This is a genomic window from Klebsiella terrigena (assembly GCF_012029655.1).
Lineage (GTDB): Bacteria > Pseudomonadota > Gammaproteobacteria > Enterobacterales > Enterobacteriaceae > Klebsiella > Klebsiella terrigena.
Window position 1 is genome coordinate 1,065,905 of the sequence record NZ_CP050508.1, and the last position, 21,917, is coordinate 1,087,821.

Consider the following 21,917-nt stretch of genomic DNA (forward strand, 5'->3'; position numbering starts at 1 on the left):
CTCCGCGGGGCCGGGCTGCTGCCTGGGCCCGCAGAGCTGCCGGGGCTAGATGCCCATTAGCTTGCAGGCTTCCCGCGTGACGTTATCCATCTCATCCAGCAGTTCCAGAAGCTCGGGCTCCAGATCTTCGGCGGCGGTTCCCGCGCGCAGCTGGCTCTCGATAGTCTGACACAGCTTCTTCAGCCGCGGCACGCCGCTGTAGCTGCAGCTTCCGTGAAGCTTATGAATCAAATCCAGCAGCCCTTCCGGCGCTTCGCCCACCAGCTGCTCTTCAACCTTGTTACGCACCTCTGGCATAAAGGCGATCAGCATCTGCAGCATCTCCCGCGCCAGGTCCGGCTTCATCGCCGCCTGCCGCAGCGCCAGCTGCCAGCTGAGGGTCACGTTATGATCGACCGGGGGTTCAACCACTTCGGCCGCCAGCGGGGCAGCGGCGTGCATCCCCGGCTGATAGCGCAGCAGCAGGCTGTGCAGCTTGTCCTCTTCAATCGGTTTTGCCAGGTAATCGTTCATGCCGGCGCTCAGCAGCTTCTCTTTTTGTCCCTCCAGCGCGTGGGCCGTGACCGCGATGACCGGCGTTTGCTGGTGATGAGGGAGGTGGCGGATGAGCTCGCAGGCGCGAATGCCGTCCATGTCCGGCATCTGAATATCCATCAGCACCAGATCCAGCTGCATCTGCTTGGCCAGCTCTACGGAGCGCTGGCCGCTCTCGCAGAGCGTAACGTTCTGGACCAGGTCCTCCAGCAGCACGCCGATAAGCTTCAGGTTGGCCGGATTATCGTCAACCGCCATCACCGTCATCGGCAGCTTGCTGCTGTCCGTATGCGTCAACATCACCGCGGGCTGCGTCCGACAGGAGGCCGTTAGCGCAGGGAGGAGCCGGGTTGAAGTCAGCGGTTTAAGCAGGCAGGCGGCCACGCCCTCGCGCTTCAGCGCTTCGGCGTTGATCTGCGCGTGGCAGGGGAGCGCGAGAAGTAAATTATCGGCCATCGAACAGGCTTTGGTGAGCTTATCCTTTTGCTGGTTAAGGTCGCGCATGGAAACCGGAATGCCGGCCAGCAGAATGTCGTAATGCGCCTCCGGCAGGGCGGAAAACGTCGGGCTGTAGACCACCTCCAGCGGCGTGTTGGCCAGCAGCTCCATCGTGTACTGGGCCGCCGCGGCGTTGGCTTCGATATAGGCCAGCGTTTTCCCCCGCAGGCAGTCGGTCAGCGGGCTGTCGGGAATGGCGTTCGGGTTAAGGTCGAGGCTGATATGGAACCAGAAGGTCGAGCCGCGATTAGGCTGGCTGTGGAAGGAGATATCACCCCCCATCTCCTTCACCAGCCGCTGGGTAATCACCAGCCCCAGCCCGGTGCCGCCGTGACGGCGGGAGATGCTGGCATCAGCCTGGCGGAAGGCCTGGAACAGCCGCGACTGGTCGCGCTCCGGAATGCCGATCCCGGTATCGTGGATTTGAATCTCGATCTGCACCCGGGAGTTGCTGATGGCGCGCTGCTCCACCAGCACGTCGATATTCCCGTGCTCGGTGAACTTGATGGCGTTGCCCACCAGGTTAGTGATGATCTGCTGCAGGCGCAGCGGGTCGCCGATAATATTATCCGGCACGTCATTTTTGATATTGAGCGTCAGCTCCAGCCCTTTATCGTGCGCCGAGTGCGCCAGCAGGGTCACTACCTCATCCAGCGAATTGCGCAGCAGGAACGGGATGCTCTCGAGAATAAGCTTCCCGGCCTCCAGTTTGGAGAAGTCGAGCACGTCGTTGATGATCGCCAGCAGGTTGTTGGCGGAGCGCTCGATGGTGGTCAGATGATCGCGCTGGGTGGTGTTTAAATCGGTTTTCAGCGTCAGGCGGGTAAAGCCAATCACGCCGTTCAGCGGCGTACGCAGCTCGTGGGACATATTGGCGAGGAACTCTGATTTGATACGCGCGGCTTCCTGAGCGCGTTTTTTCGCCAGATCCAGCTCCACGTTTTGGATCTCCATCTGCTCGAGGGTTTCGCGCAGATCGGACGTCGCCTGATCGATATTGTGCTGCATCTCTTCATGGTAGGCCGCCAGCGACATCGCCATGGAGTTGATGCCGTTCTTCAGCATATCCAGCTCGCCGAGCATAAAACCTTCGACGCGGCTATCCAGCTGCCCGCGGCGAATGCGGTCAACGGTATTCACCATATTGCGGATCGGCCCGGTGACGTCCCGCATCAGCCGCCAGCCGAAAATCAGCGCAATCCCGATACAAAACAACATCATGACGCTGGAGATAAAAATCTCTTTGTACTGCTGCAGGCGTACCGATTTCAGATCCAGCTCGAGGGCCACGTAGCCCAGCATGTTGCCGGGCATTTTGGCATCGGTCACCGGCGACTCATCGGGCGAATAGCTCTCCGAGATGATAGGGGTACGCAAAATCATCACGTCGCCTTTGCGGGTCACGCTGAGTTGGTGGGGGAACTTTGCCCCTTTTTCCAGCCGCAGCTCGCTGGGGTTAAGCTGAAAATTGGAGGTCACAAAGAGCTTATTTTGCGAATCATAGATCGAAATTGCGCGCACAATATCCGAGTGGCGGCGGTGTAGCACGCTTATCAGCTGCCCGATAGATTCGCGGTTTTGCAGATTCATGCCGTATTCACTGGAGACCGCCAGAGGCTCGATAATACTGGCTCCGGCGTCTTCCAGCTGCCGCTGCAGGTCGTGATAGCGATGGGCGACGAAGAAAATACTGAGCAGCAAACCAATAAGTACGGTGGGTGCCAGAATAAGAATCATCATGCGAGCACGTAGGCTGTAGTTGGTCATGCGGTTCCGTTATGGGAGAATAAGAGTCAGTATATTTATTGAGACAAATCTCTACGATGGCGCAATTCTACTCTGCAAAACGGCGTGTGACGACGCGCCAGATCATAACCGTTACAGTCAATGACCTCGATCCCTTTGGTCAGGGCGTTGCGCGTCACCAGGGAAAAGCGCTGTTTGTTCGCGGCCTGCTGCCGCAGGAGCAGGCTGAGGTCGTGCTGGTTGACGAGAAAAAACAGTACGCGCACGCCACGGTAAAACGCCGCCTCAACGACAGCCCGCAGCGCCAGACGCCGCGCTGCCCGCATTTTGGCGTCTGCGGCGGCTGCCAGCAGCAGCATGCCAGCGTTGAGCTGCAGCAGCAAAGCAAACGCGCCGCGCTCGGCCGCCTGATGAAACGCGATGTCGATGAGATTATAGCCGCTTCGCCGTGGGGCTATCGTCGACGCGCGCGCCTGAGCTTGAATTATCAGCCAAAGACCCAACAATTACGCATGGGCTTTCGCCAGGCCAGCTCCAACGACATTGTCGAAGTGGTGCAGTGCCCCGTTTTGGTGCCCACTATTGAGGCATTGCTGCCGGCGGTGCGCGAATGTCTGAGCAGTCTGAAATCCGTGCGTCAGCTGGGCCACGTTGAGCTGGTGCAGGCCGATAACGGGCCGCTGATGGTATTGCGTCATACCGCAGCGCTGCCCGCCGGCGATAAAGAAAAACTGGAACGATTTTCGCAATCTCACGGTCTTTCCCTGTACCTCGCGCCGCAAAGCGAGATACTTGAACATATTAGCGGCGAAGCGCCATGGTATACGTCAGACGGACTACGCTTAGTGTTCAGTCCGCGCGACTTTATTCAGGTTAACGACGGCGTTAATCAGCTGATGGTGCGCACGGCCCTCGAGTGGCTGGATATTCAGCCGCAGGACCGGGTGCTGGATCTGTTCTGCGGAATGGGCAATTTTACCCTACCGCTGGCGCAGCGCGCGGCGCAGGTTGTGGGCGTTGAGGGCGTTCCTGCTCTGGTGGAAAAGGGGCGCGAGAACGCCGCGCTTAACCATCTGCATAACGTCACATTCTTCCATGAAAATCTGGAAGAGGACGTGACGCGCCAGGCCTGGGCGCAGCATGGCTTTGATAAAATACTGCTCGATCCGGCAAGAGCCGGTGCGCCTGGCGTGATGTTACACATTATAAAATTAGCCCCGCAGCGCGTAGTCTATGTCTCCTGTAACCCGGCGACGCTGGCGCGCGATAGCGAACTGCTTTTAGCGGCGGGGTATGAAATCCAACGCCTGGCGATGCTGGATATGTTCCCGCATACCGGGCATCTGGAATCAATGGTGCTGTTTGAGCACAAGCTTGCACAAAATCATACGAATCGCATCGAGGCGGCAGTAGAGTAAATCCTCAGCGGCCCGCTTAGCCCAGAAACTGAGGTGAGCGGACAGGCGCCGACGCGACACGATTTGCAGGATGACGTGTAAAAGTTGAGGCTTGCCGACTTCGGCAGGCCAGGTCCCTTAAGGAGAGGACAATGGTTGCGGTAAGAAGTGCACATCTAAATAAAGCTGGTGAATTTGACCCGAATAAATGGATCGCGAGTCTGGGAATTTCCAGCCAGCAGTCGTGTGAACGCTTAGCCGAAACCTGGGACTATTGTCGCGAGCAAACGCAGGGACATCCGCGTGCGGATATCCTGCTATGGCGCGGCGTGGAGATGGTAGAAATTCTCTCCACATTGAGCATGGACATCGATACGCTGCGGGCCGCGATGCTGTTCCCGCTGGCGGACGGTGAGGTCGTCAGCGAAGAGGTGATGCAGGAGAGCGTCGGTAAATCGGTGGTGACCCTGATCCACGGCGTACGCGACATGGCGGCCATCCGCCAGCTCAAGGCCACCCATACCGACTCTGTCTCCTCAGAACAGGTGGATAACATTCGCCGCATGCTGCTGGCGATGGTCGACGATTTCCGCTGCGTGGTCATCAAGCTCGCCGAACGTATCGCCCACCTGCGGGAAGTCAAAGACGAGCCTGAAGATGAGCGTGTACTGGCGGCAAAAGAGTGCACCAATATCTACGCCCCGCTGGCCAACCGTTTAGGGATCGGCCAGCTGAAGTGGGAGCTGGAGGATTACTGCTTCCGCTATCTGCATCCGGACGAATATAAGCGCATCGCCAAGCTGCTGCACGAGCGGCGAATCGACCGCGAACACTACATTGACGAGTTCGTCGGCCACCTGCGCTCAGAAATGAAAACGGAAGGCGTTAAGGCCGAAGTGTACGGCCGGCCGAAGCACATCTACAGCATCTGGCGCAAAATGCAGAAAAAGCATCTCACCTTTGATGAGCTGTTTGACGTGCGGGCGGTGCGTATCGTCGCTGAGCGCCTGCAGGACTGCTACGCCGCGTTGGGGATAGTACATACTCACTATCGTCATCTGCCGGATGAGTTCGATGATTACGTCGCTAACCCAAAACCGAACGGCTACCAGTCTATTCATACCGTGGTGCTCGGTCCCGGCGGCAAAACGGTGGAAATTCAAATTCGTACTCGCCAGATGCATGAGGATGCCGAGCTGGGCGTCGCCGCGCACTGGAAGTACAAAGAGGGTGCTGGCGCAGTGGTGGGCGGCGGCCGCGGTTACGAAGATCGTATCGCCTGGCTGCGTAAGCTGATCGCCTGGCAGGAAGAGATGGCGGATTCTGGCGAAATGCTGGATGAAGTGCGTAGCCAGGTCTTTGACGACCGGGTATACGTCTTTACGCCGAAAGGCGACGTTGTCGATTTACCCGCCGGCTCGACGCCGCTCGATTTCGCCTACCACATCCACAGCGACGTCGGGCATCGCTGCATCGGGGCGAAAATCAGCGGACGCATTGTGCCGTTTACCTATCAGCTGCAAATGGGCGATCAGATTGAAATCATCACCCAGAAGCAGCCCAACCCAAGCCGCGACTGGCTGAACCCGAACCTTGGCTACGTCACCACCAGCCGCGGGCGCTCGAAAATTCACGCCTGGTTCCGCAAGCAGGATCGCGACAAAAATATTATCGCCGGGCGGCAGATCCTTGACGATGAGCTTGAGCATCTCGGCATCAGCCTGAAGGACGCAGAAAAGCATCTGCTGCCGCGCTACAACTTCAACGAGCTGGATGAGCTGCTGGCGGCCATTGGCGGCGGAGATATTCGCCTTAACCAGATGGTCAACTTCCTGCAGGCGCAGTTCAATAAGCCGAGCGCGGCCGAGCAGGATGCGGCGGCGCTGAAGCAGCTGCAGCAGAAGAGCTGGGCGCCGCAGAATCGCAGCAAAGACAACGGTCGGGTGGTTGTGGAAGGCGTTGGTAATCTGATGCACCACATCGCACGCTGCTGTCAGCCGATCCCCGGCGATGAGATCGTCGGCTTTATCACCCAGGGGCGCGGGATCTCGGTGCATCGGGCGGACTGCGATCAGCTGGCGGAGCTGCAGTCGCACGCGCCGGAGCGGATCGTGGATGCGGTCTGGGGAGAGAGCTATTCGGCGGGCTACTCGCTGGTGGTGCGCGTGGTCGCCAACGATCGCAGCGGGCTGCTGCGCGATATCACCACCATCCTCGCCAACGAGAAGGTCAACGTGCTGGGCGTTGCCAGCCGTAGCGATACCAAACAGCAGCTGGCCACCATCGATATGAATATCGAAATCTATAACCTGCAGGTGCTGGGCCGCGTGCTCGGCAAGCTGAACCAGGTGCCGGACGTTATTGATGCCCGCCGTCTGCACGGCGGCTAATTTCTCTCCCCTTCACCACCAACCTCTCCCGGCAGGGAGAGGTTGCCTCTGGCTCGGCCCCGGCGCTGCCGGCATCGGGCTGCAGTTTTCTGACTAAACGGGGTGGGTGAGGGGAAATACGCGTAATTTTGCAAGGAATCACCATGACTCAAATCGACCGCCTGCTCGGCATTATGCAACGCCTGCGCGACCCGGAAACCGGCTGCCCGTGGGACAAAGAGCAGACCTTTGCCACCATTGCCCCCTATACCCTCGAAGAAACCTACGAAGTGCTGGACGCTATTGCCCGCGAAGATTTTGACGATCTGCGCGGCGAGCTGGGAGACCTGCTGTTCCAGGTGGTGTTCTACGCCCAGATGGCGCAGGAAGAGGGGCGCTTTGCCTTTGACGACGTTTGCGCGGCTATCAGCGACAAGCTGGAGCGCCGCCATCCGCATATCTTCGGCGATGCCAGCGCCGGTACCAGCAGCGAAGTGCTGGCGCGCTGGGAAGAGATAAAAAGCGCCGAGCGGGCGGAAAAATCCCAGCACTCCGCGCTGGATGATATTCCGCACAGCCTGCCGGCGCTGATGCGCGCGCATAAAATACAGAAGCGCTGCTCGGGAGTGGGCTTTGACTGGACCTCGCTCGGCCCGGTGCTGGACAAGGTGCACGAGGAGATCGATGAGGTGATGCACGAAGTGCAACAGGCGGTGGTAGATGAAGCTAAACTGGAGGAGGAAGTGGGCGACCTGCTGTTTGCGACGGTCAATTTATCCCGTCATTTAGGCGTCAAAGCCGAAACCGCGCTGCAAAAAGCCAACCTGAAATTTGAGCGTCGCTTCCGCGAAGTTGAGCGCATTGTGAGCGCTCGCGGGCTGGAGATGACCGGCGTGGACCTCGATACCATGGAAGAAGTGTGGCAAGAGGTAAAGCGGCAGGAAACTGATCTCTAACGAGTTTTCGTGATCAAGCGCTATTTGTGTGATTTTTTAAATGACAAGCGCTTGATTTGCGTCAAAAACATTTACCCAAAAGGGGCTATTTTCTCACTCCCTATGTTTGTCATGACCTGGAAAGGAGACGGAGTAATGAAAGTTTGTGGCGCTCGTCGTGTTCGGGTATACTACTTTCCCGTCCTGGTTATTCCATCGTTTCACCCTAACTTCTCAGGTTCAGCATGACAACGAACTATATTTTTGTGACCGGCGGGGTCGTATCCTCTCTGGGTAAAGGCATTGCCGCAGCATCCCTCGCAGCTATTCTCGAGGCCCGTGGGCTTAACGTGACCATGATGAAACTGGATCCGTACATCAACGTCGATCCGGGTACCATGAGTCCTATCCAACACGGGGAAGTGTTCGTTACTGAAGACGGCGCTGAAACCGACCTGGACCTGGGCCATTACGAGCGTTTCATCCGCACCAAAATGAGCCGCCGCAATAACTTCACTACGGGTCGTATTTACTCCGACGTCCTGCGCAAAGAGCGCCGTGGTGATTACCTGGGCGCAACCGTACAGGTTATTCCGCACATTACGAATGCAATCAAAGAGCGCGTGCTTGCCGGTGGCGAAGGTCACGACGTGGTGCTGGTTGAAATCGGCGGTACCGTCGGTGATATCGAATCCCTGCCGTTCCTCGAAGCTATCCGTCAGATGGCGGTAGAAATTGGCCGCGAGCATACCCTGTTCATGCATTTGACCCTGGTGCCATACATGGCAGCAGCCGGTGAAGTCAAAACCAAACCGACTCAGCACTCCGTAAAAGAGCTGCTTTCTATCGGTATTCAGCCAGATATTCTGATCTGTCGCTCCGATCGGGCGGTCCCGGCGAACGAACGTGCTAAAATTGCATTGTTCTGTAACGTCCCGGAAAAGGCCGTTATTTCTCTGAAAGATGTCGATTCCATTTATAAAATTCCGGGCCTGTTGAAATCTCAGGGTCTGGACGATTATATTTGTAAACGATTCAGCTTGAACTGTCCGGAAGCAAACCTGGCCGAATGGGAACAGGTTATCTACGAAGAAGCTAACCCGGCAGGCGAAGTCACCATCGGTATGGTCGGTAAGTACATTGAGCTGCCGGATGCCTACAAATCGGTGATTGAAGCGCTGAAACACGGCGGTCTGAAAAATCGCGTGACCGTTAACATCAAGCTGATTGATTCGCAGGATGTGGAAACGCGCGGCGTTGAAATTCTGAAGAATTTAGATGCTATCCTGATCCCGGGCGGCTTCGGCTACCGCGGCGTTGAAGGTAAGATTGCCACCGCGCGCTTTGCGCGTGAAAACAATATTCCATATCTGGGTATCTGCCTGGGTATGCAGGTTGCGCTGATTGAGTTCGCGCGCAACGTAGCGGGGATGGAGAACGCCAACTCCACGGAATTTGTGCCAGACTGTAAGTTCCCGGTTGTGGCGCTCATTACCGAATGGCGTGATGAAGAAGGCAACGTCGAAGTCCGTACCGAGAGAAGCGATCTCGGTGGCACCATGCGCCTGGGCGCGCAGCAGTGTCAGCTGGACGAAGATAGCCTGGTACGCCAGCTGTACGGCGAGCCGACAATCACCGAGCGCCATCGCCACCGTTATGAAGTCAACAACATGTTGTTGAAACCTATTGAAAATGCGGGCCTGCGCGTTGCGGGCCGTTCCGGGGACGATCAGTTGGTCGAGATCATCGAGGTGCCGAACCATCCGTGGTTTGTTGCCTGCCAGTTCCACCCGGAGTTTACTTCTACGCCGCGTGATGGTCATCCGCTGTTCGCTGGTTTTGTGAAAGCGGCAAGCGAGTACCAGAAGCGTCAGGCGAAGTAAAAGAGTTAGAACGGCAATGCACCCATCCGGGTGCATTGTTTGTCTGGAGTTTTAGTTTAACTTGTACTGAGGAAAATCTAATGTCCAAAATCGTTAAAGTCATCGGTCGTGAAATCATCGACTCCCGTGGTAACCCGACTGTTGAAGCCGAAGTACACCTGGAAGGTGGTTTCGTTGGTATGGCAGCAGCTCCGTCAGGTGCTTCTACTGGTTCCCGCGAAGCGCTGGAACTGCGCGATGGCGACAAATCCCGTTTCATGGGCAAAGGCGTACTGAAAGCTGTTGGCGCGGTTAACGGCCCGATCGCTCAGGCAATCCTTGGCAAAGACGCCAAAGACCAGGCTGGCATCGACAAGATCATGATCGATCTGGACGGTACTGAAAACAAATCTAACTTCGGTGCGAACGCAATCCTGGCCGTGTCCCTGGCGAACGCCAAGGCAGCAGCAGCTGCTAAAGGTCAGCCGCTGTTCGAACACATCGCTGAGCTGAACGGTACCCCGGGCAAATACTCCATGCCGGTTCCGATGATGAACATCATCAACGGCGGCGAGCACGCGGACAACAACGTCGACATCCAGGAATTTATGATTCAGCCGGTTGGCGCTAAATCCCTGAAAGAAGCCGTACGTATGGGTTCTGAAGTGTTCCATAACCTGGCTAAAGTTCTGAAAGCTAAAGGCATGAACACTGCAGTAGGTGACGAAGGCGGCTACGCGCCGAACCTGGGTTCCAACGCTGAAGCTCTGGCAGTTATCGCTGAAGCGGTTAAAGCTGCTGGCTACGAGCTGGGCACCGACATCACTCTGGCGATGGACTGTGCGGCTTCTGAATTCTACAAAGACGGTAAATACGTTCTGGCCGGCGAAGGCAACAAAGCGTTCACCTCTGAAGAGTTCACTCACTTCCTGGAAGACCTGACCAAACAGTACCCGATCGTCTCTATCGAAGACGGTCTGGACGAATCTGACTGGGACGGCTTTGCATACCAGACTAAAGTTCTGGGCGACAAAATCCAGCTGGTTGGTGACGATCTGTTCGTAACCAACACCAAGATCCTGAAAGAAGGTATCGACAAAGGCATCGTTAACTCCATCCTGATCAAATTCAACCAGATCGGTTCTCTGACCGAAACTCTGGCTGCGATCAAAATGGCGAAAGACGCTGGCTACACTGCCGTTATCTCTCACCGTTCAGGCGAAACTGAAGACGCTACCATCGCTGACCTGGCTGTTGGTACCGCTGCAGGCCAGATCAAAACCGGTTCTATGAGCCGTTCTGACCGCGTTGCTAAATACAACCAGCTGATTCGTATCGAAGAAGCTCTGGGCGAAAAAGCACCGTACAACGGTCGTAAAGAGATCAAAGGTCAGGCATAAGCCCGTCTTTATCTGATATAAAAATGCCAGTCTGCGGACTGGCATTTTTTTTGTCCGCAGACCGGCGATTATTTAAAGTCGACGGCCATCTGTTGCGGAATAGAAAGCCCGCGGGTCGTTTGCACGCAGCGGTCAATGTAATCGGTAAAGCGCGGCGGTTTGGGCATCCCCATACTCAGCAGCTTATCGTTACTGAAGCGGACGTTAAGCGTGGCGAACGCGCCGTACAGGCGCATGGCTTTGAGCATCAGGCGCTCGTTGCACGGACCAAAGATATCTTTTAGCTCACGGCGCATCTTAACCAGCGTCTCGTAGCTCACCTGGGCATAGCTGTCGCCGACCGGCAGACGCTCCAGCGCTGAGGCCATCGCGCTGTCAATCTCGGCAAACTTGACGCTATTTTCCTCCCCCGCTGAAATATGCACCACTTCTCCACGAGCCAGCGGGCTGTCGAGCAGCATCAGCAGCGCGTCGGCACAGTAATCAACGGGAATAACATCAATCCTGTCCTCCATCGAACACATGAACTTTTGCAGCATCAGGCCCATGCTGAATACCCAGAAGATGCTGCTGGAGGGCTGGCAGCCGTGATGGGTATGGCCGACGACGATAGAAGGGCGGGCGATAGTCAGCGGGAGCATCGGGCACTCCTGCTGCATCAGCCGCTCGATGGTCGATTTAGAGTGCGTGTACTCCACAAGGTGCTCGGCGCGCTCGCGGAATTCGGCGCTTTCCGCAACCAGAGAATCAGGCTCCGGCGAGCACGACATTGCCGTGCCAACGTGCAGGAAGCGCTGCAGCCCGGAGACCTCGGCCATGCGCTGGGCAAAGCGGAGCGTCCCCTCAACGTTGACTTTCCAGATCAGCGGATTGTTGCCGAACGAGGCGACGGCGGCGCAGTTGAGCACGTGGGTGACGCCGTCGAGGCGCGGATCGGCAAGGAATCCTTCTGGATTAGCCAAATCACCCAGCAGTATGTGCCGGGTGCTCAGCGTCGCCAGCGTCTCCTCGGCGATATTGAATTTACGCAGATTGTCTTTAACCCGGGCAAGCGCTGCTTCACCATTATCGGCACGAACTAAAAGCAGCAGATTAACCCCATTTTTTTGATTCAGGATATTCTCTAGAACTGCTCCACCCAGAAATCCGGTAACGCCTGTTATTAATAATGTATTCATGGATACAGTCTCATCATGGTTAGTCGAGTGGATTCTAGGCGGGCTAAACTAAACGGCGGGTAAATGGCAAATGGGCCATTTAGGCCATTCCTTAAGACGGTATTAAGGTTATGAACGGGCGCGGATTGGATTCGACATCAGGCTATTTATAAAGATTCGATCTTTCATGTATCAGTTTGTACATGTATGATTTTAATGATTATTTTATTTAACGATCGGTTTTTTAAATTTTTATAAAATGTAATGCTTAAAACATTTGGTTACATCAAAGGCGTGAATCTAAAAAATAAAATGAATTATTACCCGGCGGCGGAAAGTTTATAAATCTGGCGGCGTGAAGAGGAACAATAACCGCAGTTTTATCTTCTGATGGTTGGCCTTAGGGCTGGGTGGAGTGAAGCGCACGCCATCGCAGCTGAGGACAAGACCTGGGCGTGCAAATCTGCGATAATGATCGTTTAGAACCTAAACAGAGATGATTATGCAGTACCCGATTAACGAGATGTTCCAGACCTTGCAAGGCGAGGGTTACTTTACCGGCGTGCCCGCCATTTTTATTCGCCTGCAGGGATGCCCGGTTGGTTGCGCCTGGTGCGATACCAAACATACCTGGGACAAACTTGCCGATCGGGAAGTGTCGCTGTTTAGCATTCTGGCGAAAACCAAAGAGAGCGACAAATGGGGCCCGGCCAGCGGCGAAGATCTGCTGGCGATCATTGGCCGCCAGGGGTGGACCGCTCGTCATGTGGTGATCACCGGCGGTGAGCCCTGCATCCACGATCTCACCCCGTTGACGACCCTGCTTGAGCATAACGGCTTCAGCTGCCAGATTGAAACCAGCGGCACCCATGAAGTGCGCTGCAGCCCGCGTGCCTGGGTGACGGTTTCCCCTAAGGTCAACATGCGCGGCGGTTACGACGTGCTGTCGCAGGCGCTGCTGCGCGCGGATGAAATCAAGCATCCGGTGGGTCGCGTGCGCGATATCGAAGCGCTGGATGAACTGCTGGAAACGCTGACCGACGACAAGCCGCGGATTATCGCTCTGCAGCCTATCAGCCAGAAAGAGGATGCGACGCGTCTCTGTATCGAGACCTGCATCGCCCGCAACTGGCGGCTGTCGATGCAAACGCATAAGTACCTGAATATTGCCTGATAAAAAGGCCCGGTAGCGCAATGCTGACCGGGCCTCTGCGTTCTGCTAGCCGGGAAATGAAGTTTAGCCCGGCAAACCCTCACTCGCCGCGATAGATGCAGCCCGCCGTGCAGGTCTCTTTAATCATCACCGCGCTCAGCAGCGGCACTACGGGCTTAACCTGTTGCCAAATCCAGCGCGACAGCACTTCGCTGGTCGGGTTTTCCAGCCCAGGAATATCGTTCAGATAGTAGTGATCCAGACGATCGTAGGTCGGCTTGAAGGCGGCCTTCAGCTCGGAAAAATCCATGATCCAACCCGTATGCGGATCGACTTCGCCGGTAATCTCCAGACGCACCATAAAAGAGTGACCGTGCAGGCGACCGCACTTATGACCTTCCGGTACGTGGGGCAGGTGGTGGGCGGCTTCGAAGATAAAATCTTTAAACAGGGTGGTGGACATCTTTTACTCTCAATAAGACAAAAAAACCGCCGTAGGGTACCGGAAAGTACATTTTTTAGCATTAACTAAAACGGCCCTGAGCGGAAAATCGCCACATTCACCGAACTGATGCATATTATCTCTTTATATTTCATGTGGTTATTTAATCGATTTTGTTGTTAATAACTATAGGTAAAACAGGTTAGTCCATTTGGTTATTTGTTATTTCCATCCCTTCTTTAATTGTTACTATCTGCGCCGTTAACCTTACATTCTCTTCTGTTTTTGCCGCGCTGACAGGGTGCGAATAACAGCTTTGCTTACTGGAACATAACGACGCATGACGACACAGGTCCCATCTTCCAATTTGCTCCCGCTCAACCCGGAGCAAATGGCGCGCCTGCAGGCGGCCACGACAGACTTCACACCGACCCAGCTTGCCTGGGTTTCCGGCTATTTTTGGGGCGTGCTGAATCAGCATTCCGGCGCGGTGGCTGCCGCTCCGGCCCAGGCTGCGGAAGTCCCAAGCATTACGCTGCTTTCCGCCTCGCAAACCGGCAACGCCCGCCGCGTGGCCGAAGCGCTGCGTGACGACCTTCAGGCAGCGCAGCTGAACGTCAAGCTGGTTAACGCAGGCGACTATAAATTCAAACAAATAGCCTCCGAAAAACTGCTGATCGTCGTGACCTCAACCCAGGGTGAAGGTGAGCCGCCGGAAGAGGCCGTTGCGCTGCATAAATTCCTGCTCTCGAAAAAAGCGCCGAAGCTCGAAGGCACCGCCTTTGCGGTCTTTGGTCTGGGCGATACCTCCTACGAATTCTTCTGCCAGTCGGGTAAAGACTTCGACAGCAGGCTGGCCGAGCTGGGCGGGGAGCGTCTGCTCGATCGCGTTGACTCCGACGTTGAATATCAGGGTGCTGCGGCCGAATGGCGCACCCGCGTGGTCGAGGTGCTGAAAGCCCGTGCGCCGGCGGCGACGCCGGCTCAGCTGGCGACAAGCGGCGCGGTCAATGACATTCATACCAGCCCCTATACCAAAGAAGCGCCGCTGACCGCGACGCTTTCGGTAAACCAAAAAATCACCGGCCGTGATTCAGAAAAAGACGTGCGCCACGTTGAAATCGATCTTGGCGACTCCGGCCTGCGCTATCAGCCCGGCGATGCGCTGGGCGTCTGGTATCAGAACGATCCGGCGCTGGTCAACGAGCTGGCCGAACTGCTGTGGCTGAAGGGCGACGAGCCGGTTAGCGTAGACGGTAAGACGCTGCCGCTGGCCGAAGCGCTGACGTGGCACTTTGAGCTGACGGTGAACACCGCCAACATCGTGGAGAACTATGCCACCCTAACGCGCAGCGAAACGCTGCTGCCGCTGGTGGGCGATAAAGCGCAGCTGCAGCACTACGCGGCCACCACGCCGATCGTCGATATGGTGCGCTTCTCTCCGGCACAGCTGGATGCCCAGGCGCTGATTGACCTGCTGCGCCCGCTAACGCCGCGCCTGTACTCGATTGCCTCGTCGCAGGCGGAAACGGAAAACGAAGTTCACGTGACCGTTGGCGTGGTGCGCTATGATATTGAAGGCCGCGCGCGCGCCGGTGGCGCTTCCAGCTTCCTCGCCGATCGCGTGGAAGAAGATGGCGAAGTCCGCGTCTTTATCGAACACAATGATAACTTCCGCCTGCCTGCGAACCCGCAGACGCCGGTCATCATGATTGGCCCGGGTACCGGCATTGCGCCATTCCGCGCATTTATGCAGCAGCGCGCGGCGGAAGGCGCCGAGGGCAAGAACTGGCTGTTCTTCGGCAACCCGCACTTTACGGAAGATTTCCTTTACCAGGTCGAATGGCAAAGCTACGTCAAAGAGGGCGTACTGAGCCGCATCGATCTGGCCTGGTCCCGCGATCAACAACAAAAAGTCTACGTTCAGGACAGACTGCGCGAGCAGGGGGCCGAACTGTGGCGCTGGATTAATGACGGTGCCCATATTTATGTCTGCGGCGACGCCAATCGCATGGCGAAAGACGTTGAGCGGACGCTGCTGGAAGTGATTGCCGAATTCGGCGCGATGGACGCCGAAGCGGCGGACGAATTTTTAAGTGAGCTGCGCGTTGAGCGCCGTTATCAGCGAGATGTCTACTAATGAGCGAAAAACATCCAGGACCGCTGGTGGTCGAAGGTAAACTGACCGACGCCGAGCGTATGAAGGTAGAGAGCAACTACCTGCGCGGCACCATCGCAGAAGACTTAAACGACCCCCTCACCGGCGGCTTTAGGGGCGATAACTTCCTGCTGATCCGCTTTCACGGCATGTATCAGCAGGATGACCGCGATATCCGCGCCGAACGCGCGGCGCAGAAGCTGGAGCCGCGTCACGCGATGCTGCTCCGCTGCCGCCTGCCGGGCGGAGTGATCACCACTAAACAGTGGCAGGCGATTGATAAGTTTGCCGCCGATAACACCATCTACGGCAGCATTCGTCTGACCAACCGTCAGACCTTCCAGTTCCACGGCATTCTGAAGAAGAACGTCAAACCGGTGCACCAGATGCTGCACTCGGTGGGGCTGGACGCGCTGGCGACGGCCAACGATATGAACCGTAACGTGCTGTGCACCTCTAACCCGAACGAGTCTCAGCTGCATGCTGAAGCCTACGAGTGGGCGAAAAAGATCTCCGAGCACCTGCTGCCGCGCACCCGCGCCTACGCGGAGATCTGGCTCGATCAGAAGAAGGTGGCCACCACCGACGAAGAGCCGATCCTTGGCCAGACCTATCTGCCGCGTAAGTTCAAAACCACCGTGGTTATCCCGCCGCAGAACGATATCGATCTGCACGCCAACGATATGAACTTCGTGGCGATTGCCGAAAACGGCAAGCTGGTGGGCTTTAACCTGCTGGTCGGCGGCGGTCTGTCCATTGAGCACGGCAACAAGAAAACCTATGCGCGCACCGCCAGCGAATTCGGCTACCTGCCGCTTGAGCACACTCTGGCCGTGGCGGAAGCGGTGGTCACGACCCAGCGCGATTGGGGTAACCGTACCGACCGCAAAAATGCGAAAACGAAATACACCCTGGAACGCGTTGGTGTTGAGACCTTTAAAGCCGAAGTTGAGCGCCGTGCCGGCATTAAGTTCGAGCCGATCCGCGCCTATGAGTTTACCGGTCGCGGCGATCGGATTGGCTGGGTAAAAGGTATCGATAATAACTGGTACCTGACGCTGTTTATTGAAAACGGTCGTATCCTTGATTATCCGGGGCGTCCGCTGAAAACGGGTCTGCTGAAGATTGCTAAGATCCATAAAGGCGAGTTCCGCATCACGGCCAACCAAAACCTGATCGTTGCCGGGGTGCCGGAAGATCAGAAGGCGAAGATCGAGAAGCTGGCTCGCGATCACGGGTTGATGAATAACGTCACCCCGCAGCGTGAAAACTCGATGGCCTGCGTCTCCTTCCCGACCTGCCCGCTGGCGATGGCCGAGGCGGAACGCTTCCTGCCGTCATTTATTGATAAGGTGGACGGCGTGATGAGCAAGCACGGGGTGGGCGAGGAGCATATCGTCACCCGCGTGACCGGCTGCCCGAACGGCTGCGGCCGCGCTCTGCTGGCGGAAGTTGGCCTGATCGGTAAAGCGCCGGGCCGCTATAACCTGCACCTTGGCGGCAACCGCAGCGGAACGCGTATTCCGCGCATGTATCGCGAAAATATTACCGAGTCGGAAATTCTCGACTCGATTGATGAACTGGTCGGGCGCTGGGCGAAAGAGCGCGAAGCGGGTGAAGGCTTCGGCGACTTTACGGTGCGTGCGGGTATCGTGCGCCCGGTGCTCGATCCAGCCCGTGATTTCTGGGAATAAAGGTCTTTATCCACGCCTGACGATCCCCTCTCCGTTGACGGGAAGGGGATAAGGTGAAGGGAAAATAACGAGGTAACTATGTCCGTACTCGATCTCAACGCGCTAAATGAACTGCCGAAAGTTGAACGCGTACTGCAGCTGGCAGAAACCAACGCTCAGCTGGAGAAGCTCAGCGCCGAAGAACGCGTGGCGTGGGCGCTGGAAAACCTGCCCGGCGACTACGCACTCTCTTCAAGCTTTGGTATTCAGGCGGCGGTTAGCCTGCATCTGGTTAACCAGATCCGTCCGGATATTCCGGTGATCCTCACCGATACTGGCTACCTGTTCCCGGAAACCTATCAGTTTATCGATGAGCTAACCGACAAGCTGCAGCTGAACCTGAAGGTTTACCGGGCGCAGACCAGCCCGGCCTGGCAGGAAGCCCGCTACGGCAAGCTGTGGGAGCAGGGCGTTGACGGCATTGAGAAATACAATGACATCAACAAGGTTGAGCCGATGAACCGCGCCCTGCAGGAGCTAAACACTCGTACCTGGTTTGCCGGCCTGCGCCGCGAGCAGTCAGGTAGCCGGGCAACGCTGCCGGTGCTGGCGATTCAGCGCGGGGTATTTAAGGTGCTGCCGATTATCGACTGGGATAACCGCACCGTTTATCAGTACCTGCAGAAGCACGGCCTGAAATACCATCCGCTGTGGGATCAGGGTTACCTTTCTGTGGGGGATACCCACACCACCCGCAAATGGGAGCCGGGGATGGCGGAAGAAGAGACGCGCTTCTTCGGCCTGAAGCGCGAGTGCGGGCTGCACGAGGGGTAGGTCTCTATCGCCTTTGTTTTAAAGACGTTTGCTTTAAACACATTGAGTTTTAAAAAAAGCCCTCGCGCTTAACGCTGAGGGCTTTTTCGTGCAACCGGCTGACCAGCAAAACACCGGCTAGCCGCGCTTATCGGCCTTCGCCAGCTCTTTCACCAGCGGCAGCATCACCTTGACGACGTCGCGGCTGCGGCGTTCGATGCGGCCGGGCAGCGCTTTGTCGATATGCTGCTGATTATCCAGCTGTACGCTGTGCCAGCTGGAGCCGTCAGGGAAGGCGGGTGATTTTGCCCGCTGCTGGAAACCATCTTTCTTACCAAGCGACCAGTTGGTGGCCTCCACCGACAGCACCGGGATCCCGGCGCTATCAAAAATACTGGCGTCGTTACAGCAGCCGGTGCCCTGCGGATAGTCGCGGTTCAGCCCCGGGTTGCTGAAGGCGGCAACGCCTTTGCTACGGGCGATGGCCAGCGCCCGGTCGCGGGTGAGCTTGCGAATCGATGCCGGCGTGCTGCGACCGCTATTAAAATAGAGCTTGTCGCCGACCACCAGATTATCGAGGTTGATCACCAGCAGGGTGTTTTTCTTCTCCGCGTCGCTCATCCGCTGCAGCAGATTCTGTGCTCCGAGGCGACCCTCCTCTTCACCGCTGGACGCGATAAAGCGAATGCCGTAGTGGGTAGGCACGTTCTTGAGGCGCTCGGCGAGCTCCAGCATCACGCCAATGCCAAGGGCGTTGTCGTCGATCCCCTGCAGGGTCAGGCCGCCGAGGTTCTTTTCCACGTCGCTATCGCTCATTGGGGCGTAGGTATCGAGGTGCGCCATGATGATTATCTGCTGGCGCGCCTTGCCCTCGTGGGCCGCAATTACCGTGCTGCCGGTAACGTTTTGCCAGTTCTGCCGCTGGTTTTTGGTGGTGTAGATATAGCGGGTATGAAAGCTGCGGATATCGCTCTGGTAGCCCATCTGCGCGAACTGCTGACGCAGGTAGTCCGCCGACAGCATCTCTGCTGGCGATCCGGTCATTCTTCCGGGGAAAACGGTGGCGATATGACGAGCCTGCGTATTAGCGGTTTCGCCCATAGCGCTAAAAGCCGGGGCGGAGAAGACAAAACCTGCGCCAAGCGCCAGTGGAAGCAGGCGGCGGCACAACGCGGAAAACATAAGAGGGTCCTTACGGGAACATAACAATTTGACCCGCTTAGTATGAAACTGTGACCGAGGTTAAACAATTTCATTTGCTCTTAAATAGCGGAAAAGTCGCATGTTAAGCACTTTTTGATCTTAGCTTTCCCAGGCCGTTATTCCTTTGAGTAACAACTCATTCCATTTCGTAATTTCATTTGCTCTAAGTGGCACCCTATAGTCGCACTATGACTGATTGTAAGTGAGCTGTTACATCGTGGACTATTTGCCCTTATTTGCCGAATTAAAAGCGCGGCCGGTGCTGGTTATCGGCGGCGGCGAGATTGCCGCGCGCAAGATAATGTTTCTGCGTCGGGCGGGGGCGAAGGTGCAGGTTGTGGCCGCTGAGCTGTCCGATGAGCTTGCTGAACAGGTCGAACGCCAGGAGATCGCGTGGCGCGCGCAGGAGTTTCAGGAACAGCAGATCGATGACGTTTTCCTGGTGATTGCCGCCACCGAAGACGACGCGCTGAACCAGCGGGTTTCTGCCGCGGCGAACGCCCGCTTTCGCCTGGTTAACGTGGTGGATAACCAGCCGCTTTGCTCGGTGGTCTTCCCCTCCATTGTCGATCGCTCGCCGCTGCTGGTGGCGATTTTTTCCGGCGGATCGGCGCCGGTACTGTCGCGGCTGATCCGCGAAAAAATTGAAGCCCTGCTGCCGACCAACCTCGGACGCGTTGCCGAAGCGGCAAGCTACTGGCGGCATCATATTAAAACGCATCTCACCACCACCGCGGCGCGACGTCGTTTCTGGGAGCGCGTTTTCAACGGCCGCTTTGCCAGCCTGATGATTGCCGGAAATAAAGCCGCTGCGGATAAGGCGCTGGAAGATGAGCTTCATCAGCCGGAAAAGCGGTCGGGTGAAATCATACTTGTTGGCGCCGGACCGGGTGATGCCGGACTCCTTACCCTGCGCGGCCTGCAGGCGGTGCAGCGGGCGGACGTGGTGTTTTACGACCATCTGGTGACGCCGGAGATCCGCGAGCTGGTACGCCGTGATGCGGAGATGATCTGCGTTGGTAAACGCGCCAGCGAGCATTCGGTGCCGCAGCATGAGACGAATCGGATGCTGGTCGAGGCGGCGAAAGAGGGCAAAACGGTGGTGCGCCTGAAGGGCGGCGATCCGTTTATTTTCGGCCGCGGCGGCGAGGAGCTGCAGGCGGCAGCGGCGGCGGGGATCTCCTTTCAGGTTGTCCCCGGCGTAACCGCAGCAGCGGGCGCGACAGCGTACGCCGGGATCCCGCTGACCCACCGCGATTACGCGCAGAGCGTGACCTTTGTTACCGGCCACTACAAGGCGGACAGCGCGGCGCTCGACTGGGCGCTACTGGCGCAGAGTCGGCAAACGCTGGCTATCTACATGGGCACGATGAAGGCGGCAGAGATTAGCGCGCAGCTGATGGCGCACGGGCGCGACAGAAACACGCCGGTGGCGGTTATCTCCCGCGGTACGCGCGCCGATCAGCAAACGACGATCGGCACGTTAGAACAACTGGAACACCTGGCGAAAGATGCCCCAATGCCGGCGCTGCTGGTGGTGGGTGAAGTGGTGCAGCTCCATCAGCAGCTCGCCTGGTTTCAACACACAACGAACGCAGAGGGCTTTGACTCTTCTGTGGTCAATCTGGCTTAGGCCCGGTGCAACAGGCCTTATAAGGAACGGTAATGGACCAAAAACGACTCACTCACCTGCGACAACTGGAGGCGGAAAGCATCCATATCATTCGCGAGGTGGCCGCCGAATTTTCAAATCCGGTGATGATGTACTCCATCGGCAAAGATTCCAGCGTGATGCTGCACCTGGCGCGTAAAGCGTTTTATCCGGGAACCCTGCCGTTCCCGCTGCTGCACGTTGATACCGGCTGGAAATTCCGTGAGATGTACGAGTTCCGTGACCGTACCGCGAAGGCCTACGGCTGCGAGCTGCTGGTGCACAAAAACCCGGAAGGGGTGGCGATGGGCATCAACCCGTTTGTCCACGGCAGCGCCAAGCATACCGATATCATGAAGACCGAAGGTCTCAAGCAGGCGCTGAACAAATACGGCTTCGACGCCGCGTTCGGCGGCGCCCGCCGCGATGAAGAAAAGTCTCGCGCCAAAGAGCGTATCTACTCGTTCCGCGACCGCTTCCACCGCTGGGATCCGAAAAACCAGCGCCCGGAGCTGTGGCACAACTACAACGGCCAGATTAACAAAGGTGAAAGCATCCGCGTCTTCCCGCTCTCTAACTGGACCGAGCTGGATATCTGGCAGTACATCTATCTGGAAAATATCGAAATCGTGCCGCTGTACCTGGCGGCAGAGCGCCCGGTTCTCGAGCGTGACGGCATGCTGATGATGATCGATGACGACCGCATCGACCTGCAGCCGGGCGAGGTTATCAAACAGCAGATGGTGCGTTTTCGTACCCTCGGCTGCTGGCCGCTGACCGGCGCGGTGGAGTCCAACGCGCAAACGCTGCCGGAAATTATTGAAGAGATGCTGGTTTCCACGACCAGCGAACGTCAGGGTCGCATGATTGACCGCGATCAGGCAGGCTCGATGGAGCTGAAGAAACGTCAGGGGTATTTCTAAGGA

15 protein-coding genes are annotated in these 21,917 nt (G+C 57.0%); 11 read left to right on the plus strand and 4 right to left on the minus strand.

The window, feature by feature from the left end; translation table 11 throughout:
* Positions 1-45: 45 nt before the first annotated feature.
* Complete coding sequence (gene barA, locus HCK03_RS05120) at positions 46-2,799, minus strand: two-component sensor histidine kinase BarA (RefSeq protein WP_167691220.1); 2,754 nt, start codon at positions 2,797-2,799, stop codon at positions 46-48.
* A 56-nt stretch (positions 2,800-2,855) separates the two neighbouring features.
* Between barA and rlmD the strand changes: the two genes are divergently transcribed.
* The 5 genes from rlmD to eno all read left to right on the plus strand — a co-directional run bounded on the left by rlmD (position 2,856) and on the right by eno (position 10,741).
* Positions 2,856-4,196, plus strand: coding sequence for a 23S rRNA (uracil(1939)-C(5))-methyltransferase RlmD (gene rlmD, locus HCK03_RS05125; RefSeq protein ID WP_167691221.1), 1,341 nt, complete (start codon positions 2,856-2,858; stop codon positions 4,194-4,196).
* Positions 4,197-4,327: 131 nt separating this feature from the next.
* Positions 4,328-6,565: a GTP diphosphokinase gene (relA, locus tag HCK03_RS05130; RefSeq protein ID WP_041146976.1), complete on the plus strand. Its 2,238-nt coding sequence runs from the start codon at positions 4,328-4,330 to the stop codon at positions 6,563-6,565.
* 143 nt (positions 6,566-6,708) lie between these two features.
* Positions 6,709-7,500, plus strand: coding sequence for a nucleoside triphosphate pyrophosphohydrolase (mazG, locus tag HCK03_RS05135; RefSeq protein ID WP_041146975.1), 792 nt, complete (start codon positions 6,709-6,711; stop codon positions 7,498-7,500).
* A 224-nt stretch (positions 7,501-7,724) separates the two neighbouring features.
* Positions 7,725-9,362 carry a glutamine hydrolyzing CTP synthase gene (gene pyrG, locus HCK03_RS05140; RefSeq protein WP_041146974.1) on the plus strand — a complete coding sequence of 546 codons (1,638 nt, stop codon included), beginning with the start codon at positions 7,725-7,727 and terminating at the stop codon, positions 9,360-9,362.
* A gap of 80 nt (positions 9,363-9,442) precedes the next feature.
* Complete coding sequence (gene eno / locus HCK03_RS05145) at positions 9,443-10,741, plus strand: phosphopyruvate hydratase (RefSeq protein ID WP_041146973.1); 1,299 nt, start codon at positions 9,443-9,445, stop codon at positions 10,739-10,741.
* A gap of 68 nt (positions 10,742-10,809) precedes the next feature.
* Here the strand turns inward: eno and HCK03_RS05150 are convergent, their stop codons facing one another.
* Positions 10,810-11,919: an SDR family oxidoreductase gene (locus tag HCK03_RS05150; protein WP_167691222.1), complete on the minus strand. Its 1,110-nt coding sequence runs from the start codon at positions 11,917-11,919 to the stop codon at positions 10,810-10,812.
* 481 nt (positions 11,920-12,400) lie between these two features.
* On the opposite strand from HCK03_RS05150, the gene queE reads away from it, so the two are divergent.
* A complete protein-coding gene (gene queE, locus HCK03_RS05155) occupies positions 12,401-13,072 on the plus strand; it encodes a 7-carboxy-7-deazaguanine synthase QueE (protein ID WP_041147731.1) in 672 nt (223 codons plus the stop codon).
* Between the two features lie 79 nt (positions 13,073-13,151).
* Here queE and queD read toward each other — a convergent pair whose 3' ends face one another.
* Positions 13,152-13,514 carry a 6-carboxytetrahydropterin synthase QueD gene (queD, locus tag HCK03_RS05160; RefSeq protein ID WP_041146961.1) on the minus strand — a complete coding sequence of 121 codons (363 nt, stop codon included), beginning with the start codon at positions 13,512-13,514 and terminating at the stop codon, positions 13,152-13,154.
* A gap of 319 nt (positions 13,515-13,833) precedes the next feature.
* Between queD and cysJ the strand changes: the two genes are divergently transcribed.
* The 3 genes from cysJ to cysH all read left to right on the plus strand — a co-directional run bounded on the left by cysJ (position 13,834) and on the right by cysH (position 18,158).
* Positions 13,834-15,633, plus strand: a complete 1,800-nt coding sequence (cysJ, locus tag HCK03_RS05165) for an NADPH-dependent assimilatory sulfite reductase flavoprotein subunit (protein WP_148251017.1) — start codon at positions 13,834-13,836, stop codon at positions 15,631-15,633.
* Positions 15,633-17,345, plus strand: coding sequence for an assimilatory sulfite reductase (NADPH) hemoprotein subunit (cysI, locus tag HCK03_RS05170; protein WP_115192022.1), 1,713 nt, complete (start codon positions 15,633-15,635; stop codon positions 17,343-17,345). The genes cysJ and cysI overlap by 1 nt, the downstream gene beginning before the upstream one ends.
* A 78-nt stretch (positions 17,346-17,423) precedes the next feature.
* On the plus strand, positions 17,424-18,158 hold the full coding sequence (gene cysH, locus HCK03_RS05175) for a phosphoadenosine phosphosulfate reductase (protein ID WP_041146958.1): 735 nt from the start codon (positions 17,424-17,426) through the stop codon (positions 18,156-18,158).
* Positions 18,159-18,275: 117 nt separating this feature from the next.
* Here cysH and HCK03_RS05180 read toward each other — a convergent pair whose 3' ends face one another.
* Positions 18,276-19,319 carry an aminopeptidase gene (locus HCK03_RS05180; RefSeq protein ID WP_167691223.1) on the minus strand — a complete coding sequence of 348 codons (1,044 nt, stop codon included), beginning with the start codon at positions 19,317-19,319 and terminating at the stop codon, positions 18,276-18,278.
* A 247-nt stretch (positions 19,320-19,566) separates the two neighbouring features.
* On the opposite strand from HCK03_RS05180, the gene cysG reads away from it, so the two are divergent.
* Positions 19,567-20,973, plus strand: coding sequence for a siroheme synthase CysG (cysG, locus tag HCK03_RS05185; RefSeq protein WP_167692393.1), 1,407 nt, complete (start codon positions 19,567-19,569; stop codon positions 20,971-20,973).
* Between the two features lie 32 nt (positions 20,974-21,005).
* Positions 21,006-21,914 (plus strand): sulfate adenylyltransferase subunit CysD, encoded by a 909-nt coding sequence (cysD, locus tag HCK03_RS05190; protein WP_041146949.1) that lies wholly within the window; start codon positions 21,006-21,008, stop codon positions 21,912-21,914.
* The last annotated feature ends 3 nt before the right edge of the window (positions 21,915-21,917 follow it).

Coding starts and splice junctions, on each gene's coding strand:
- barA (WP_167691220.1), bottom strand. CDS start 2,799: ATGACCAACTACAGCCTACGTGCTCGCATGATGATTCTTATTCTGGCA.
- rlmD (WP_167691221.1), top strand. CDS start 2,856: ATGGCGCAATTCTACTCTGCAAAACGGCGTGTGACGACGCGCCAGATC.
- relA (WP_041146976.1), top strand. CDS start 4,328: ATGGTTGCGGTAAGAAGTGCACATCTAAATAAAGCTGGTGAATTTGAC.
- mazG (WP_041146975.1), top strand. CDS start 6,709: ATGACTCAAATCGACCGCCTGCTCGGCATTATGCAACGCCTGCGCGAC.
- pyrG (WP_041146974.1), top strand. CDS start 7,725: ATGACAACGAACTATATTTTTGTGACCGGCGGGGTCGTATCCTCTCTG.
- eno (WP_041146973.1), top strand. CDS start 9,443: ATGTCCAAAATCGTTAAAGTCATCGGTCGTGAAATCATCGACTCCCGT.
- HCK03_RS05150 (WP_167691222.1), bottom strand. CDS start 11,919: ATGAATACATTATTAATAACAGGCGTTACCGGATTTCTGGGTGGAGCA.
- queE (WP_041147731.1), top strand. CDS start 12,401: ATGCAGTACCCGATTAACGAGATGTTCCAGACCTTGCAAGGCGAGGGT.
- queD (WP_041146961.1), bottom strand. CDS start 13,514: ATGTCCACCACCCTGTTTAAAGATTTTATCTTCGAAGCCGCCCACCAC.
- cysJ (WP_148251017.1), top strand. CDS start 13,834: ATGACGACACAGGTCCCATCTTCCAATTTGCTCCCGCTCAACCCGGAG.
- cysI (WP_115192022.1), top strand. CDS start 15,633: ATGAGCGAAAAACATCCAGGACCGCTGGTGGTCGAAGGTAAACTGACC.
- cysH (WP_041146958.1), top strand. CDS start 17,424: ATGTCCGTACTCGATCTCAACGCGCTAAATGAACTGCCGAAAGTTGAA.
- HCK03_RS05180 (WP_167691223.1), bottom strand. CDS start 19,319: ATGTTTTCCGCGTTGTGCCGCCGCCTGCTTCCACTGGCGCTTGGCGCA.
- cysD (WP_041146949.1), top strand. CDS start 21,006: ATGGACCAAAAACGACTCACTCACCTGCGACAACTGGAGGCGGAAAGC.